Origin of the sequence: Bartonella vinsonii subsp. vinsonii (genome assembly GCF_902825235.1) — a bacterium.
Lineage (GTDB): Bacteria > Pseudomonadota > Alphaproteobacteria > Rhizobiales > Rhizobiaceae > Bartonella > Bartonella vinsonii.
This window is the reverse complement of sequence record NZ_CADEAJ010000015.1, coordinates 1-14,789: the sequence shown is the minus strand read 5'-3', so window position 1 is coordinate 14,789 and position 14,789 is coordinate 1. Positions and strand designations below refer to the sequence as shown.

Genomic DNA, 14,789 nt, shown 5'->3' with positions numbered 1-14,789 from the left:
CTTTCTATTTCTTTTTCTCGTAAGGCAATGAGACGCTCGAGACGGTCCATATCGACGTCACTTTCTAAGGCTCTGGTTAAAATGCGTTCCATAGCAGTTTGTTTGGCTGCTAAATGATGTGTTTCTTTAATTTCTGTTAGGTTAGTGTTTTGTTCACTCATCTTGATTTCCTCCATTGCACGCAATTCTCCCGTGGCGTGAATCACGCTTGTTTTAAAAGTTGGTTGTGTGGTTAGAAACGGCTTATAGAGATACTATAAGATTAGTCGTTCGTATTTCTTTTCCATGATTATTGCTCTTAATGCATGCTTTGTTTTTTAAGCTCTTGAGACAGCACACCAATTCCTTTTGCTGTGATTTTTGCGCAAGGAATGACTTTTTCTATTCCACTTGCGGTTTGAAGTGTGATGGTTGGACAATCCATAAGTTTCTTTTGGATTTTGTCTTGATAAGGAAGCAAATTTCCACCTGCTGCTCGTCTGTAAACCCAACCTTTTTTCTGTAAGAAGAGAATGAACTGTTTTGGTTGCATCTCGAGTATTTTAGCGGCTTCTGTAAGACCAAAGAGTCCATTATGACGCTGTAAGCTTTCAAGAGCCATAGCCTTTGGTTTAAGGGTACTCACTTCACTTTTTAAAATCTCTAATTGTGTGACGCTTTCTAAAAGCAATTTTTTCACAAACAGAGGGTCTTCTAAAGCATTTGCAAGGTCTAAAGGTTTCTTTGCACGCCGTTCACATTCAATAAAATATTGACGGGCTTGTTTCCCTTTTTCATTACGCTCTACCATGGCTAATTCTTTTGCCATATCTAATGTGAGGTGGTATTCTACTGCTATGGCATTGTTTGCCTCCACTTTTTTGTGGAAGCGAATAAAGTCTTGTCCGTCAAGAAAAGCATACGCCATGATGCGTTTTTTTATCCAAGTGGAAAAATCTTGTTTGCTTTGCAAAAACGCATGTAATTCACGTGCGTTGACTGTTGGAACCCTTGTGTTATTAACAGTGCTTTCTGATATTGTAATGAGATTGCTCATAATAAATTCCGTTGCCTAGTATCGATGATATTGTTTGCGAAGGGGCTTAAGCGCCCCTTATTTTTAAAGCACATCACAAGGACGCAAACGGTGTTGTTGTTCGTAAGTACCGTACATTGCATCGTCATATTCACGCTGTTTTATATCGTCTAAAAAAAAACCGTATGCTGTGCTGTGTAAAATAAAGTCATGAGGTATGTTTCCGTTGAAACACTGTTCTTCACGTTCTCTAAGATAAAATTCCGCGATATCTTCAGAAATATCTTCGCAACTGTTCTCAGAAGGATTTATGCGAAGGATTTGGATTGCATCATCTGCTTCGTCAACAATCTCTAAAATTTGGCTTTCATCAAGCGGACCTGACTCTCCAATGTGTTGATCATCATCGTAAACAACTAATAAAATTTCATCGGAATTAATAAGAATTGGATTTTCCATAATTTCTCCTCCCCAACGCCTCTTGGCAATTGTTTATTTGCGGTTTGTATAATTACTTATATAACTATAATTATAAAATAGCAAGCAAAAAATTATAAAAAGTTATATTTTTTATAAAAATTATTATAATATCTTGCTGAATAAGAGGGGAGGATAATTAGCGATAAGTCCGAATCATCTTGCTGTAAGAACTTATTGGCAAAATAGCAAATATCTCTCCAACCCACACAATTTTAACATTCTTAATGGGTGAGGCATTCCAAGAAAGCAGATCTATTTCACCATTCATGCCCCTGCTAATCTGCTTTATATATCTTTTATTATCATGTGTTAAAATAACGGCTTCTTTGCCAAAAAAGGATTCTATTGTTTTAATTTGGCGCCGTCTTACGATAACCATATCTCCATCTTTATAAGCTGGAAGCATAGAATCTCCTTTAACTTCAAAAGCAACCATATCATCAGGTAAAGCAAAAGGAATTTCTACTTGTTCAAGACCATCTTCTGGGATTTGTTCAAAGCTTGGATCTATCTGTGTTCCTGCTCCAATATACCCCATAAGAGGAACAAAAGTTGTTAAGTGATTGTCTCCTTTTAGTTCTTTATATAATTCTAAAATGGCATCTCGATTAGAGCCGCGTGGATCAGAATCTTTTAACCACTTAGACACTGAAGCTTGTGTTACGTTTAACCGTTTGGCTACATCTTCTTGCGTTAAGTTAAACTCGGTCAAAATCTTTTTTAATGTGCTTATGATATTAGATTTATTACTCATACTTCTGCTTACCTTATTTTTTTATCGTTGATAAAGATAAATTTCCTTGACTTTGTATAACTATAATTATACGAATAAAATAAGACAAAGCTGTAATTGGAGCTTGTAAATGGATCAACGAGAAGATTTTAAGAATTTGGCTAAGTCAATACGAGGCAAATTTAATTGGACACAATCAGAAATGGCGAAAATGCTTGGTGTAACTCAAGCAGCAGTTTGCAAGTGGGAAAAAAGAGGATCTATCTCTGTAATAAATTATTTAAAGCTGCAAGAATTGAAAGGCAGCTCTGTTTCTAGTTCTGCTTTTATTGCTGCTCCTACAGACAATAATGAACAGCAACAGCACCATTCACACTCTTAAACAGGCATTAAATAATATGAAGAAAGGAAAATAAAAATGGATTACGGTTTAGCAATATCATTACTGTCCATATCAGTTATCGTTTTGAATATAATTGTATTTTTTCACTGGTACAATAATAGATAGGGGCAAAATTATGAGAAAAAAGAAAGCTTAGAGATGTATTACAATTTCGCAATGATTATTATGCTTTTTACGACCAATGTAATCACGATTTTTTGTTTTTATGTCTCTCATAAAAAAATGCAAAGCTCTACAAAGGTGTTGCAAAGACCATATTACACTTTTCACATTTTGAAAGATTCAATAAAAGAAATGGATTTTCCAGACGGCAGCAAAATTATTTTTCATGATTCTGATTGGAATTTTTCTCTTGATGCAAATGATAATTTGATAGTTCAAAGTACTTTAGGACCTTCATTGTCCATCAGGGCATATGGTGACGCATATGGTTTCAAAAAGTATCTTATAGATAATTTTCAGAAATATAATCGGTCTATACATTGAATGCAACGAGATAAGATAGAGAAACTATCCGCTCATAAGAGAAAGAAAGTAAGTGAATTTGATTACTTTTAGTTCCGTGAAATTAGAGTACTAGTCATCACAAAAGGAACCAAGATAAAAATTAGGTTTGAGTGTTTTTGTCGGATAATTTGGAGAAGTATGTTCTACAATGATATTTATAGGCTGTATTTCAGATGGATTGCGCATTGCAAAAATGAGTAAAAATGTTAGTTCGCTTTTACTCCCAATACTAAATAGATCATACCATTCATTTTGGATTGGGTTGAGTTTAGGGGTTATCAAGTTGACGTGGTTTTCTTGTGTTTTAATGAAGATGTCTTCTGTTTGTTTTTGCAATTCTAAGTTGGATTTAGGATATGAGACATGAACAAATTGAAAGGGGCTCTTTTTATCTATCCATATATGATTCAGTCTAATCATCTGTTTTGTAGGGTTATAGAAAGTTACTTGTAAATGAACCAACGATGCTGTGATTATATTAAATCCTCCTTTCTTTGATGGAATAACACTATCACCTCTTGGTTGGGAAATAGATTTCAGTTCTAATTTGGGTCCTAGTTTTCGTTCTTCCTGTTCTTTGTACTTAGTGTAAATTGAAAAAATTGTATGTGCGAAATTAATAAGAACAGAAGAAATAGAAAACAATTTAGACACTACTTGAGGCATTTCCCCCCCCATTTCGAAAATAATTACCGTTGAACGGCTTTGTAAAAATAATTTTTAATGGAATAACAAATGACTAACACGATTCTCTGTCTTGATCTAGGTACTAAGACAGGCTGGGCGATATGTTCCAAAGGGTATGCGCTTAAAGACGACAACGAAGCAGATGCTTTAGCAATTTTATATTTAATGAAAGAAGGGGGCGCGCATGTCTAATGCAATGCCATGGATAAGATTCCATTTGTATGACTGGATAAGTGGTACAAATGGAATGACATCTGAACAACGGGGGGTTTATATAACCCTTCTCGTTTGCATGTATGAAAAAAAAGAACCACTTAAAACAGATTTTCAAACGCTTGCACGCGTTTGTCATTGTTCGCAGAAAAAATTTGCAGCTATTGTCGAATACTTAATGAGGAATAATAAACTTGTTGAGACAGATAATGGATTGTGGAATACGCGCGTTGAAGAAGAGCTGAACGATTTTGCTGATAAAAAAGAGCACATATCGCAAGTTCGTAGTGAAGCTGGTAAAAAAGGTGCGCAAGCAAAAAACAATACAAAACAACATGTTAATAATTTTGCTGAAGCAAATGACAAGCAAAACGTTTTTTTTGCTGAAGCAAATGCTAAGCAAAATCAAGCTATAAAGAACCAGAATAAGAATATATATAAAAAAACTAACACTATCGTGTTAGCAAAAAAAGAAATCGATTCTGAAAATTTAGAAACGAACGAACAGGTTGACGAGCCAACTGAGGTTGCTGCTTGCGAAAACCAACCAGAACAAATCACAACGGTATCTGAAAACCAACCTCCCATTCACGAGCAAGAGAACGTTTCCCAAAAAGCAAAACGAGCGCAAGCTAATCGCGGTTGTCGATTGCCAGAGGATTTTGAACCTAATTTGCAATACGCAATCGATAAAGGCTTAACGCATGATGAGGCGCTGTTAGAAACCGAACGGTTCAAAAATTTTTGGCTAGCAAGATCAGGAAAAGATGCAACCAAAACGGATTGGCAAAGGACTTGGTACAATTGGGTTACAAACCGGAATGGAACTCTAGCCAAGAAAAAAGAAAAACAGGTAGGTGGAAACTATGGAAATCACTCTCAAAGGCAAAAAAGCGTTGGTGAACGCATCGCAGACAGCATCCTTGATATCGGGTCTCGAGGTCACTTTGAAGCACATTCACGAAATGATAGCCTCAGGGTTCCCTTTGGTTTTGAAGAATGGCAGTGCATTGACACAACAGCAGGAAGCGATTGCCTTAGATGCTTGTGATCAACTTCACGAGTTGTTTTCAGTGAAAGCGAGCAAAGAGGACATAGCCAAGGCAATTCGGATGCTTTCGTGTGGTTTGAAAATATCGCAACAGGCAGATCATGAGGGAATGGCGCTTACCTATGGAATGGTTTTGGAAAGTGTTTCTGCATGGTCACTGATGAAAACGGTAAAACGGATTTTGTGTGATGAGGTAGAAGGTTTATCGGATACGTTTTTTCCAAGTACCCGCGAGCTTGTGAGATTGTGTCGTGATTTGGAAACCAATCTTTTGAACAAAGCAAATGTTGTTCGCAAGGCTGTTTTGAACACCCGTGAAAAAAGGCTGAAAGAGAAGGCAATGAGAGAGAATTCAAAACCACTCACGTTGGTTGAAAAGCAAGATCTTGAAGAAACTTTAACTGGGCTTGGGGGAACAATGAAAAACATTTGAGACAGCAAAATAGTGAAAAGTGGTGATTGTTTTGTGATTATATATGCATTTAAATCGATAAAAAGGTACAGTACAAAGCGATTTAGTAATTTTTTGATACAACCCACATAAGGAATTAAAAACGCTTTGTACGATCAAATTTGAGGCAAATAGACCAATTAGTAAAATTATGGACTAAAAACATGAGAATATTAAAAGATCTATTCTTAAAAAAGCGTAAACAGCCAATGAAAAAAGAATTTGTTGCAACAGCTGTTGGTTATGTTCCTTGGGGGGACGGAGCAGCTGAGTATTTTTACAATCTCTACGAATATGAAGATGGCACAAGAGAGTGTGAAAAGTTTGATGGTGGGCAGTATTATACCACACCAGAAAATGCGGATTTTAGTACCAAAGCGCAAGTGAAAGCATGGGTTTATGGGGGTGATGTCCCTAAAAGCGTTCTGAATATCAAACCTCTCATAGACGAGATCAACAGAGAGATCAAAAAAATATCGAAAAACACAGGAAAAGAACATGTTTACAGATAAACAGCTAAGAGCCTTGTTTGGCATTATAACTTTTATATTTTTATGTTTTTTAGGAATAAGAAAAAATATTGATGTTATTCAGAGTATTTTGACATTCGCGTCTGTTTCTTTGGTGGTAGTAACAACTGTTTTTGCAATTTTATGCAATTCTAATATCCCTTCTGAGTTGCAGAACAACCCAAAATATAAAGATGATGATACAACGGCTTGGGTGAAACTAACACGTGATTTACAACAATATATGCACCAACTCTTAAATATAATAATTTTAGCACTTGTCGTTTTAATTTTCCCAAATAGTTATAAAGAAACTGTTTCTTTGCTTGCTATTTCTAAGTACGTGGAGCACAAGCTTTCTTTTTCATTGGATACCATACTTTGGTACTCAGATATTGCTCTTTGGTACTCTCTTTTAGTTTGTATATTCTTTCTTATTTTGCGTACACGCAGTTTGATAAATATATCTATCCTCACCCTGCAGTGTTCCATTATCAAGCCACAGTGAAATTTCCGATTTTGATAGAGTTTTCGTTATATATACAGGAGGATTCAGTGAACAGATTAATACCTCAATCTGATGGAAATACTAAGGTTCTCCTTGATATGCTTGATGTTCATCTGAAGAACATTAATGGTTTTATAAAAACTGATTTTTATGACTTTAAGCATATATACGACGGTCCTTTTTTAGTTTCCAAGACCAAGTCTTTTCCACTTGAATCCATTATAATCGTAAATATCGAACAACCAACAAAACATGAAATAGATCCAATGGATAAAGGCTTGGTTAACCGTGTTTTTGATTATTTAAACAAAGTTCGTAAAGGTGAGGCTTTCACGATGGATGGATGTCCAATACCAGCATCTCAAAATATTCCTGGATTTTGCTATATTGTCTGTAGTTTAACTGAAAATATGAGAAGATATTGTAATCTTTTGGATTTAACTAAAACAAACGACGGTATGCGATATTTTGGTTACAATAAGAACTACAAAACTTATATAGAAGTTTTGTCTTTTGAAAAGCTTAAAAATTGAAGAAACTATGTGGGTTTTAGGACAGAGTAGATATTAATTTCTAAAGGTGTCCAGCTTGCTCTAAAGGTGAAATATGTGGGATTGGGCTATTATGCCGAGCTTGCCACAAATCATGTTTTTGTTGCAATTTAAGCCAAAATTCCGCATCATTTAACCCCGCTTTTTCTAACCGTAAAGCTAGGTTAATACTAATCACCGCATGACAATTTAAGACGCGTGATAAAGTTAAACGCGCAACACCGAGACGATGTGCTGCTTCTGTTACTGATAACCCTAATTCATCAAGCAATTCTTCTTTCAAAATGCCGCCAGGGTGTGGAGGATTGTACATCATCATAATACCTCAAAAATCAATGATAGTCTTGATAATCAACAAGTTCAACATCTGTTCCTATAAAGCGAAAAGTAACACGCCAATTGGCATTGACACGCATCGACCAATAACCTTTTAAATTGCCTGTAAGCTCATGGAGACGATACGATTTAAGGGTTACTTGTTCAGGAGAAGATATCGTATCTAAAATTACCAAAATATTTGCTATTTTTTTAGCATGTGCGGGTTGTATACCTTTGCAAACTCCTCTTTCAAAGAATAATTTCAATCCTTTATGCTTAAAGCTAACAATTGCCATATATTTCCCTTTTGATACTTGATACTATACACCATGCACTTGTGTCAATCGTTATTTATTTAGAGCACCTTAAAACATAATTTTATATGTTAAAAAATAACAATATCATTTTGAAATAATTGAAAAAATATGCAAATAATGCTAAGATTTTGCATGTATAAATTGCACATCAAATGGAACTTACAAGCATGTTAAATAAAGTGACGTTAATCGGGCATTTGGGTGCTGATCCCGAAAGCAAAACTATGACCTCTGGAGTAGAGGTAGTCAATTTTCGTATAGCAACTTCTGAAAGCTATACAGATAAAAAGACCAATCAAAAAATAGAAAAGACAGAATGGCATTCCGTTGTAGTTTTCAATCCACATTTGGCAAAAATAGCGCTTCAATATTTGAATAAAGGTTCAAAGGTTTATGTAGAAGGCAAATTACAGACACGCAAATGGCAAGATAAAAATGGACATGAACGTTACTCAACAGAAATTGTCTTACCACAATTCAAAGGCGAATTGTATTTGCTTGATGCAAAGAAAGGACAATCTTCTTCACCTGTTACTTCCCAAAGTTATGCTATCGCTTCAGGTGCTTCTGATTATGGTATATCTCTTAATGATAGCATGCCATTTTGATTGAAAAAATATGACAAAAGGGAAAATGTGGGCTCCACAGATTAGGGGATGTATGAGAGAGAAAGATGCTTACATTTCACAGGTGAAAGTACGTCAAGATCCTGTTGATCGATTGGCAATTGAAATGCGTGCTAAACGCTTTGGCTTGACTATAGAAGAGGCGAAAAATCCGCTTGCTAGTACCTATATTGGGCGGCTTTGTTTGCAAGGCGTGCTTACTCAAGACCAGTATGATGCCGCTCAAAAATATCTTGAAATAAAAAATGACTATTTGTGTGCAAAAGGTTTACCAAGCGCTGTTTATGATGAAATACCATCATCTTCTGATGACAAAGCAAGAGAGAAATGGGTCGAATTTGCAACAGAGCAGTTTTTTAATATGCAAGAGGTGATAAAAGAAACACAACATCTCTATAGACAGTATAATCTTTATGCAGCAATACAATATATTGCTATAGAAGACCAAACATTACCACATCTTGTGAATTCATTGCGGGTCGCTCTTAACGCGCTTCATAAATATTTTGACAGAAAAACTAAATGGTAAATGTTTTATTGTTCTTTTTCCATAAAAGCATGAAAACCTCTTGAAGAATATGCACTAGAATGTTATATTTTTATATAATATTAAAGGGAGTGTTTTATGCACACAACAAAATTACGTAAAGTTGGAGGGTCAGTTATGCTCTCTATACCGCCCGCATTGCTTGATGTTCTTCATCTTTCTGAAAACACGCAAGTTGGTTTGGCTATTGATAATGGCCGTCTTGTTGTTGAACCATCAGTTCAGTCGCGCTACACGATGGCTGAGTTATTAGCTGCTTCCGATTATTCGCAGCCACAATCACCTGAAGACCGTGAGTGGGTTGATGCCTCTGCTGTTGGGGGCGAGCTTATATGAGGCGTGGTGACATCTATATGGTAGATTTGGAACCAATTCAAGGACGAGAACAGCGTGGGTATCGTCCTGTCGTCATTGTTTCTCCTGATGATTTTAATCAAGCAACAGGTTTACCCGTTATTTTGCCGATCACAAGCGGTGGAAATTTTGCACGTCGTATTGGATTTGCGGTGCCGCTTATGGGTACAAGAACAAGGGGTGTCATTCGTTGCGATCAACCCCGTGTTCTCGATTTGGTGGTGCGCAATGGGCGTAAAGTAGAAAGTTTGCCAACAGCTATTATGGATGAGGTATTGGCGAAGGTTGTTACGATCTTTAGTTAATCAATTACGTGTAAGATCCAGCTTTTCAGAACGGACATAAATTGACAAGACATATGATCAGTTGTGCTGCAGGTTTTTCTCCTGAAACAATAAATTCCGTGCTTTAGCCACTTTGCGGTACAGTTTCAGGTGCTTAATAATAGAGTAAGGAAGAAAAATAGAAAATATTATTGCAATTATTGCCATAGTTATTTTTCCCTTCTTATTTCTGTGGTTTGGTTAGCAATTTCTTCGTCTAGTTGCTCAATGGCTTTTTTCAGTTTTCTCTTTATCACGATGTACAGTACCAAAGAGATTGGTAAGGAAGTATATATGAGCAATACGCATACCAGTCCTATTGCGGTTATGGCATCCATCTGGTCTTTATCTGCATTGCCTAATACTAAGAGAATAAGACCCAAACATACGCTTATGAGGGTTATTAATATAATTTCTTTTTTTGAAACAACACCAGCATTTCTTGTTTCATGAATTTCTTTTTGTAGATTGAGTACTTCTTTCCATAAAGAATATGTATCATCCCGTTCTTTAAGAAATGTCTTTGATATTTGTGGTGTTTGGGCTGTCATGTTAGTATCATTTTCTTTCTTAATTGCTTTATATTCTTCATAAATATTTATAATGTTTCAGAAGCAGTTGATTTCTTTTCTGATATTTCGGTTATGAACACTAAGTGGGAAAAGCTAAATAATATATATATGAATATTTCAAAGGCTATAATATAGAGTACAGTATTTATAGAGAGGATTTTGCAAAATTGAATCCAGAGAAGTATTGTCTGTAATAAAAATGAAACAGGTAGTGCTTGGATTCTATATTGAACTGGCGCCATGCAGACCGTAAGAGGAAGACTAAGTATTAAAATGATTGTTCCTATAAAATAAGGAACAGAAGAGTGAGGGAAACAGCTAGCAAGTATATACACTGTAGAAAACATAATTATTAAAGTAATTGCTGCTGCAAAGTAGAAGAGCGCCATAAGGCTTAAGAATAAAAATAATCCGCGTTTAACAAGGCGAAAGTAGTAATTTATCGTTTCTTCTCCATTTTCTTTTTTAATCGATTGATATTCCTTAAATTTTTTTCGTTCTTCAATTATTTTATTCCATTCGCTTTTATCCTTTGTAAGGGCATAGTCGATAGTTTCTAATGTTGGTAATATTATTGTTAATAGTACGTTACCTACTGCATTTAGTATCGTCCCTAGTGTATTAAATATTCCCCTTACCAATAGTCCAATGCCGTAAATAATTGGAATTGCAATCGCATCAAGTACAAATAGAACTATTAAGATAATGATTGTAGTTTTTATGATAAACCACATTTTTCCCCCCTTTTTAGCAGTTTTCAATTTTATACTTGATTCGACTAGATGATACAATTATGAATTGTTGGTTATTGATGGCACTAGATTTAGATAAAAAAATAAAAAATATACAATATCGTGATTTTTTTTGTTGACAATGTGTTAAAAGTCGTATTTAATGGCGCTGCTGTAGTTGGTCGAATTGCGTCTAAAATTACAGTGAAGGAGATATAACTTCTCTTAAAATTATTATATGATTGTTCAGAGCCCTGCATTTGCGGGGTTTTTTGTTATCCTTTTCACAAAAAGAAATCCTCATGAACACTACTGAGAAACTTGCAAAAAGAACGCCCCCAAAGGCTGGTCAAGGGCGGGTAAAAGGCGTGCCAAACAAAACGACACGTATTTTGAAAGAGGCAGTGCTTAAAGCTGCAGAGCGTGCTGGTAAAAAATATGGTGATGATGGTTTGATCTCTTACCTCGAAAAGCAGGCAATCAAATGCCCCGCTGCTTATTTAGCATTGCTTGGCAAGGTGTTGCCTTTACAGGTTACAGGCGAGGATGGTGGAGCGATAAAGACGATAACGCGTGTAGAGATTGCTCCTTTGGTTGATGACGATAGCACAGATTAATATAGTACCAAAGCTGATACCAATCTTTTCAGGCAAGGCAGCAGTGCGTGCGGCTTGGGGAGGACGAGGGTCAGGCAAGACAAGATCTTTTGCCTTGATGGCAGCTTTAAAGGGCTATCAATTTGGTATGGGAGGGATATCAGGCACTATTCTTTGTGCACGGCAGTTTCAAAACTCGCTAGCAGAAAGTTCATTGGAGGAGATTAAGCGCGCCATTGAAGCACATGACTTTTTAAAGGACTATTACAAGGTTGGGGAGTCGTCGATTAAATCGATAGATGGTCGTATAGCCTTTCAGTTTTCTGGTCTTGACCGGAATATAGCCAGTATCAAGTCGATGGGGCGTATTTTGCTTTGTTGGGTTGATGAGGCAGAGCCCGTTACAGAGACGGCTTGGCAAACGCTTATACCGACTTTGCGAGAAGAGGGAGAGGGATGGCGGGCAGAGTTATGGGTGACATGGAACCCATTGCGAGAGAATGCCCCCGTTGAGAAGCGATTTCGTTTTTCAGACAATGAGGCAATCAAGCGTGTGGAGATCAACTGGTCAGACAATCCGAAGTTTCCCAAGATCTTGAATGAAGCACGATTGGATGATCTGAGAAACCGCCCCGAAACCTATAAGCATATCTGGGAAGGGGATTATCTGAAAGCTGTTCAAGGCGCTTATTATCAAAAGGAAATGTTGGCAGCCGAGCAGGAGGGAAGGATAGGGCGTGTTGCGCGCGACCCCTTGATGCAGATACGCGCCTTTTGGGACATTGGGGGAACAGGAGCCAAGGCAGATGCGACGGCGATATGGATAGCGCAGTTTGTTGGTCGAGAAATCAGAGTGCTTAATTATTACGAAGCACAGGGACAACCGTTATCGGAGCATATAGGGTGGTTGCGTCAAAATGGCTATGAGAAGGCATTGATGGTGCTTCCTCATGACGGTGCGACGAGAGATCGTGTGCACAATGTGAGTTTTGAGAGTGCTTTAAATGATGCGGGTTTTGAAACGCAAGTGATCCCTAATCAGGGGGCAGGAGCGGTTAAGATGCGTATAGAGGCGGTGCGACGGATATTGCCGTCAGTATGGTTCAATGAAGAGATGACGGTAGCAGGGCGCAAAGCACTGAATTGGTATCACGAGAAATGGGATGAGAAGCGCGGCATTGGTTTGGGTGCAGAGCACGATTGGTCGAGCCATGGGGCGGATGCTTTTGGTTTAATGTGCATTGTCTATGAAGCACCCCGTGTCAAATCCAAGCAAGAGCGTTATTGTACTATGGAAAGAGAAGCGGCATCATGGATGGCATTCTAGATCAAGACTTTCAAAAAACGACAGATTTTGATGAATATGAACTCTATAAGCGTTTAAAGTCTTGGTACGCAGAAGATATTGAACATGTCAACGAATGGCGTGAACAGGCGCGTGAAGATTTTGATTTTTATAATGGTCGCCAATGGGCGGAAGAAGATCTTGCGGTTTTAAAAGAGCAACGCCGTCCTGTTATGAAGGCGCAGTATTAAGAAAAACACAATAAAATCAATAGATTAAGTGTATTTATTTTATATGAATCCACTTAAGAATCCACACTTTTATGCACGATTCAATTGAACATTTTTTATAAACAATAGCCATCTATAAACAGAGCATAAAAAGCAAATCATGATGCCAATATTATAACGCATGGGAGCATTCAAATGAAATGCAAAGCAGTTATCATTCATAACAGGTCATAAATTTTATGATACGTTTTTATCATAATAAATCGCATTGTTAAAACGCAATTGAATATGAGAGCTTTTTAAATGCAAAGATTTGAAATGTTTTCTTTTGAAAGGGATTAATCCAAATTTGGATTGGCTAATTTTAGTCACCTCAAATATGAGGGCATTGTTATTGATAGGTTTGAAAGCATCACAAAACTAATAGGCTTTTTTTATTCAAATGTGATGATCTAAAAGAGCGCTTTCAGAAGCATTCATTTATATTCTTTTGAATAAGTTTTTAATAAAGAGAATAGAGCACTTGCGATATTAATACATTTTGTATATACGTATTTATTCATTTGTTAATTTGTATTTTTTAGTTACATTTCATTTAAAAGCCGCGTCATATAAATTGGCACGGCTTTCTTTTTTGTACTTTTTTCTTTTGAGATGGCATTAAACATAAAAAGCGCCCCCGCGTTTGTTGTTTATTCTTCTGTCTCAATTTTCTCAATAAGCTCCATAAGAATATCACTTTTGTAAACTTCCTTATTTTGGGGAACCTCCTTAATCTTACTTTGTCTATTGAGAAGCGCCCTCCCATGGACACGACCCCAGACCTTAATAGTGTAAGAAACCTGAGCTTTTTCATAAACAGAGCCATAAATTTCAGCACAGCCACTCACTTTTGCATAGCCATAAACCTTGCCATAGATTTTTGCACGGTTGTTAATAACAGCATGACCATAAACATGCGCATAATTAAAAAGACGGGCAGAACCTGAAACCCTCGCATTGCCATAGAGCCTTGCATAATCAAAAACACAACTATTATGAGAAAGATGCGCATTGCCATAAACATGCGCTTCAGAATAAACGCGGCTATTGCCATAAACACGAGCCTTGCCATAAACATAGCCATAGACATAAGCATTTTTAGAAACACGCGCATTGTCATAAACTTTTGCATATTGAGAAATAAAAGCCTGATCACAAATTTGCGCATTGCCATAGACTTGACCACACACTTGAGACTGATGACGTATTTTTGCATTCTCAGAAACACGGGCATATCCATAAACCCATGCATCATCATAAACCCAGCAGTTGCCATCATGAGAGAGATTGCTTTCCTTTTCAATAAAACCCCCAAGGTCCCCCACCTTGACATCATCGAAATTTCTTAAAGCACGAATGCGATAAAGCTTGGTAATTTTTTGAGTACTTTTATCTTTCAATTGTTTCATTTCATTGGTTAATTTGTATTTTTTAGACATAACAAACGCCTCACAATTTTGATTGTGTTAAAATTTGAATGGAAAATATTTGAAGGAGAGGGGCGCCCCCGCAGCACCCTAGATGTTTAAAAGGGCTTTATTACGCAGCCAGAAAATTCTTAATTCATTATGAGAAAGCTGTTCGACATAAGCTCTTGTTTCAATATCATCACTTGTCTTTTCTAAAATCATAACCATGCCGTGAAGATTGGCATATTCACAAACATGGAGATGATTTATCACACGGGCATGATCATAAATTCTTGCATTGCCATAGACATGAGCATGATCAAAAATGATA

22 protein-coding genes and 3 pseudogenes are annotated in these 14,789 nt (G+C 36.8%); 14 read left to right on the top strand and 11 right to left on the bottom strand.

Features of this window, described 5'->3' with window-relative positions:
- The 4 genes and pseudogenes from J7R12_RS09085 to J7R12_RS08165 all read right to left on the bottom strand — a co-directional run.
- A pseudogene (locus J7R12_RS09085) lies at positions 1-161 on the bottom strand (ERF family protein); the annotation flags it as partial.
- A 137-nt stretch (positions 162-298) separates the two neighbouring features.
- Complete coding sequence (locus tag J7R12_RS08175; RefSeq protein ID WP_126603976.1) at positions 299-1,036, bottom strand: antA/AntB antirepressor family protein; 738 nt, start codon at positions 1,034-1,036, stop codon at positions 299-301.
- A gap of 63 nt (positions 1,037-1,099) precedes the next feature.
- Entirely contained in the window at positions 1,100-1,474 is a 375-nt protein-coding gene (locus J7R12_RS08170) for a hypothetical protein (protein WP_126603977.1), read from the bottom strand.
- Between the two features lie 157 nt (positions 1,475-1,631).
- Positions 1,632-2,249, bottom strand: coding sequence for a LexA family transcriptional regulator (locus tag J7R12_RS08165; protein ID WP_126603978.1), 618 nt, complete (start codon positions 2,247-2,249; stop codon positions 1,632-1,634).
- Between the two features lie 109 nt (positions 2,250-2,358).
- On the opposite strand from J7R12_RS08165, the gene J7R12_RS08160 reads away from it, so the two are divergent.
- Positions 2,359-2,610 (top strand): helix-turn-helix transcriptional regulator, encoded by a 252-nt coding sequence (locus J7R12_RS08160; protein ID WP_126603866.1) that lies wholly within the window; start codon positions 2,359-2,361, stop codon positions 2,608-2,610.
- Positions 2,611-3,207: 597 nt separating this feature from the next.
- Here J7R12_RS08160 and J7R12_RS08155 read toward each other — a convergent pair.
- The gene (locus J7R12_RS08155; protein WP_126603980.1) at positions 3,208-3,804 is read right to left on the bottom strand and encodes a hypothetical protein; all 597 of its coding nucleotides are present in this window, start codon (positions 3,802-3,804) and stop codon (positions 3,208-3,210) included.
- A 69-nt stretch (positions 3,805-3,873) separates the two neighbouring features.
- On the opposite strand from J7R12_RS08155, the gene J7R12_RS08150 reads away from it, so the two are divergent.
- The 6 genes from J7R12_RS08150 to J7R12_RS08125 all read left to right on the top strand — a co-directional run bounded on the left by J7R12_RS08150 (position 3,874) and on the right by J7R12_RS08125 (position 7,090).
- Positions 3,874-4,017, top strand: coding sequence for a hypothetical protein (locus J7R12_RS08150; protein WP_164713743.1), 144 nt, complete (start codon positions 3,874-3,876; stop codon positions 4,015-4,017).
- Positions 4,010-5,089 (top strand): YdaU family protein, encoded by a 1,080-nt coding sequence (locus tag J7R12_RS08145; RefSeq protein ID WP_126603981.1) that lies wholly within the window; start codon positions 4,010-4,012, stop codon positions 5,087-5,089. The genes J7R12_RS08150 and J7R12_RS08145 overlap by 8 nt, the downstream gene beginning before the upstream one ends.
- Positions 5,049-5,522, top strand: coding sequence for a hypothetical protein (locus tag J7R12_RS08140; RefSeq protein ID WP_234924863.1), 474 nt, complete (start codon positions 5,049-5,051; stop codon positions 5,520-5,522). Before J7R12_RS08145 ends, J7R12_RS08140 begins: the two co-directional genes overlap by 41 nt.
- A gap of 182 nt (positions 5,523-5,704) precedes the next feature.
- Positions 5,705-6,052, top strand: coding sequence for a hypothetical protein (locus J7R12_RS08135; protein ID WP_126603982.1), 348 nt, complete (start codon positions 5,705-5,707; stop codon positions 6,050-6,052).
- Positions 6,039-6,557, top strand: a complete 519-nt coding sequence (locus J7R12_RS08130) for a hypothetical protein (RefSeq protein ID WP_126603867.1) — start codon at positions 6,039-6,041, stop codon at positions 6,555-6,557. The genes J7R12_RS08135 and J7R12_RS08130 overlap by 14 nt, the downstream gene beginning before the upstream one ends.
- Before the next feature lie 47 nt (positions 6,558-6,604).
- A complete protein-coding gene (locus J7R12_RS08125) occupies positions 6,605-7,090 on the top strand; it encodes a hypothetical protein (RefSeq protein WP_126603983.1) in 486 nt (161 codons plus the stop codon).
- A 40-nt stretch (positions 7,091-7,130) separates the two neighbouring features.
- Here J7R12_RS08125 and J7R12_RS08120 read toward each other — a convergent pair whose 3' ends face one another.
- The gene (locus J7R12_RS08120) at positions 7,131-7,424 is read right to left on the bottom strand and encodes a HigA family addiction module antitoxin (RefSeq protein WP_126604067.1); all 294 of its coding nucleotides are present in this window, start codon (positions 7,422-7,424) and stop codon (positions 7,131-7,133) included.
- Between the two features lie 16 nt (positions 7,425-7,440).
- Complete coding sequence (locus J7R12_RS08115; RefSeq protein WP_126603984.1) at positions 7,441-7,722, bottom strand: type II toxin-antitoxin system RelE/ParE family toxin; 282 nt, start codon at positions 7,720-7,722, stop codon at positions 7,441-7,443.
- Between the two features lie 188 nt (positions 7,723-7,910).
- Between J7R12_RS08115 and ssb the strand changes: the two genes are divergently transcribed.
- From ssb to J7R12_RS08095, 4 genes are all read left to right on the top strand, one after another.
- Positions 7,911-8,351: a single-stranded DNA-binding protein gene (gene ssb, locus J7R12_RS08110; protein ID WP_126603985.1), complete on the top strand. Its 441-nt coding sequence runs from the start codon at positions 7,911-7,913 to the stop codon at positions 8,349-8,351.
- 52 nt (positions 8,352-8,403) lie between these two features.
- Positions 8,404-8,898, top strand: a complete 495-nt coding sequence (locus J7R12_RS08105) for a hypothetical protein (protein WP_126603870.1) — start codon at positions 8,404-8,406, stop codon at positions 8,896-8,898.
- A 96-nt stretch (positions 8,899-8,994) separates the two neighbouring features.
- Positions 8,995-9,252, top strand: coding sequence for an AbrB/MazE/SpoVT family DNA-binding domain-containing protein (locus tag J7R12_RS08100; RefSeq protein ID WP_126603871.1), 258 nt, complete (start codon positions 8,995-8,997; stop codon positions 9,250-9,252).
- Positions 9,249-9,575, top strand: coding sequence for a type II toxin-antitoxin system PemK/MazF family toxin (locus J7R12_RS08095; protein WP_126603872.1), 327 nt, complete (start codon positions 9,249-9,251; stop codon positions 9,573-9,575). Before J7R12_RS08100 ends, J7R12_RS08095 begins: the two co-directional genes overlap by 4 nt.
- 188 nt (positions 9,576-9,763) lie before the next feature.
- Here the strand turns inward: J7R12_RS08095 and J7R12_RS08090 are convergent, their stop codons facing one another.
- Both J7R12_RS08090 and J7R12_RS08085 read right to left on the bottom strand, forming a co-directional pair.
- Positions 9,764-10,144: a hypothetical protein gene (locus J7R12_RS08090; protein ID WP_126603873.1), complete on the bottom strand. Its 381-nt coding sequence runs from the start codon at positions 10,142-10,144 to the stop codon at positions 9,764-9,766.
- 47 nt (positions 10,145-10,191) lie between these two features.
- Positions 10,192-10,899, bottom strand: coding sequence for a hypothetical protein (locus tag J7R12_RS08085; RefSeq protein ID WP_126603874.1), 708 nt, complete (start codon positions 10,897-10,899; stop codon positions 10,192-10,194).
- Between the two features lie 299 nt (positions 10,900-11,198).
- Here J7R12_RS08085 and J7R12_RS08080 point away from each other — a divergent pair, with 299 nt between their 5' ends.
- From J7R12_RS08080 to J7R12_RS08070, 3 genes and pseudogenes are all read left to right on the top strand, one after another.
- A complete protein-coding gene (locus J7R12_RS08080) occupies positions 11,199-11,513 on the top strand; it encodes a hypothetical protein (RefSeq protein ID WP_126603875.1) in 315 nt (104 codons plus the stop codon).
- Positions 11,494-12,819 carry a PBSX family phage terminase large subunit gene (locus tag J7R12_RS08075; protein ID WP_126603876.1) on the top strand — a complete coding sequence of 442 codons (1,326 nt, stop codon included), beginning with the start codon at positions 11,494-11,496 and terminating at the stop codon, positions 12,817-12,819. The genes J7R12_RS08080 and J7R12_RS08075 overlap by 20 nt, the downstream gene beginning before the upstream one ends.
- Positions 12,804-13,013, top strand: a pseudogene (locus tag J7R12_RS08070) (portal protein); the annotation flags it as partial. The gene J7R12_RS08075 and the pseudogene J7R12_RS08070, both read left to right, overlap by 16 nt.
- 686 nt (positions 13,014-13,699) lie before the next feature.
- On the opposite strand, the gene J7R12_RS08065 reads toward J7R12_RS08070, so the two are convergent.
- Entirely contained in the window at positions 13,700-14,488 is a 789-nt protein-coding gene (locus J7R12_RS08065; RefSeq protein ID WP_126603878.1) for an LbetaH domain-containing protein, read from the bottom strand.
- Positions 14,489-14,566: 78 nt separating this feature from the next.
- A pseudogene (locus J7R12_RS08060) lies at positions 14,567-14,789 on the bottom strand (hypothetical protein); the annotation flags it as partial.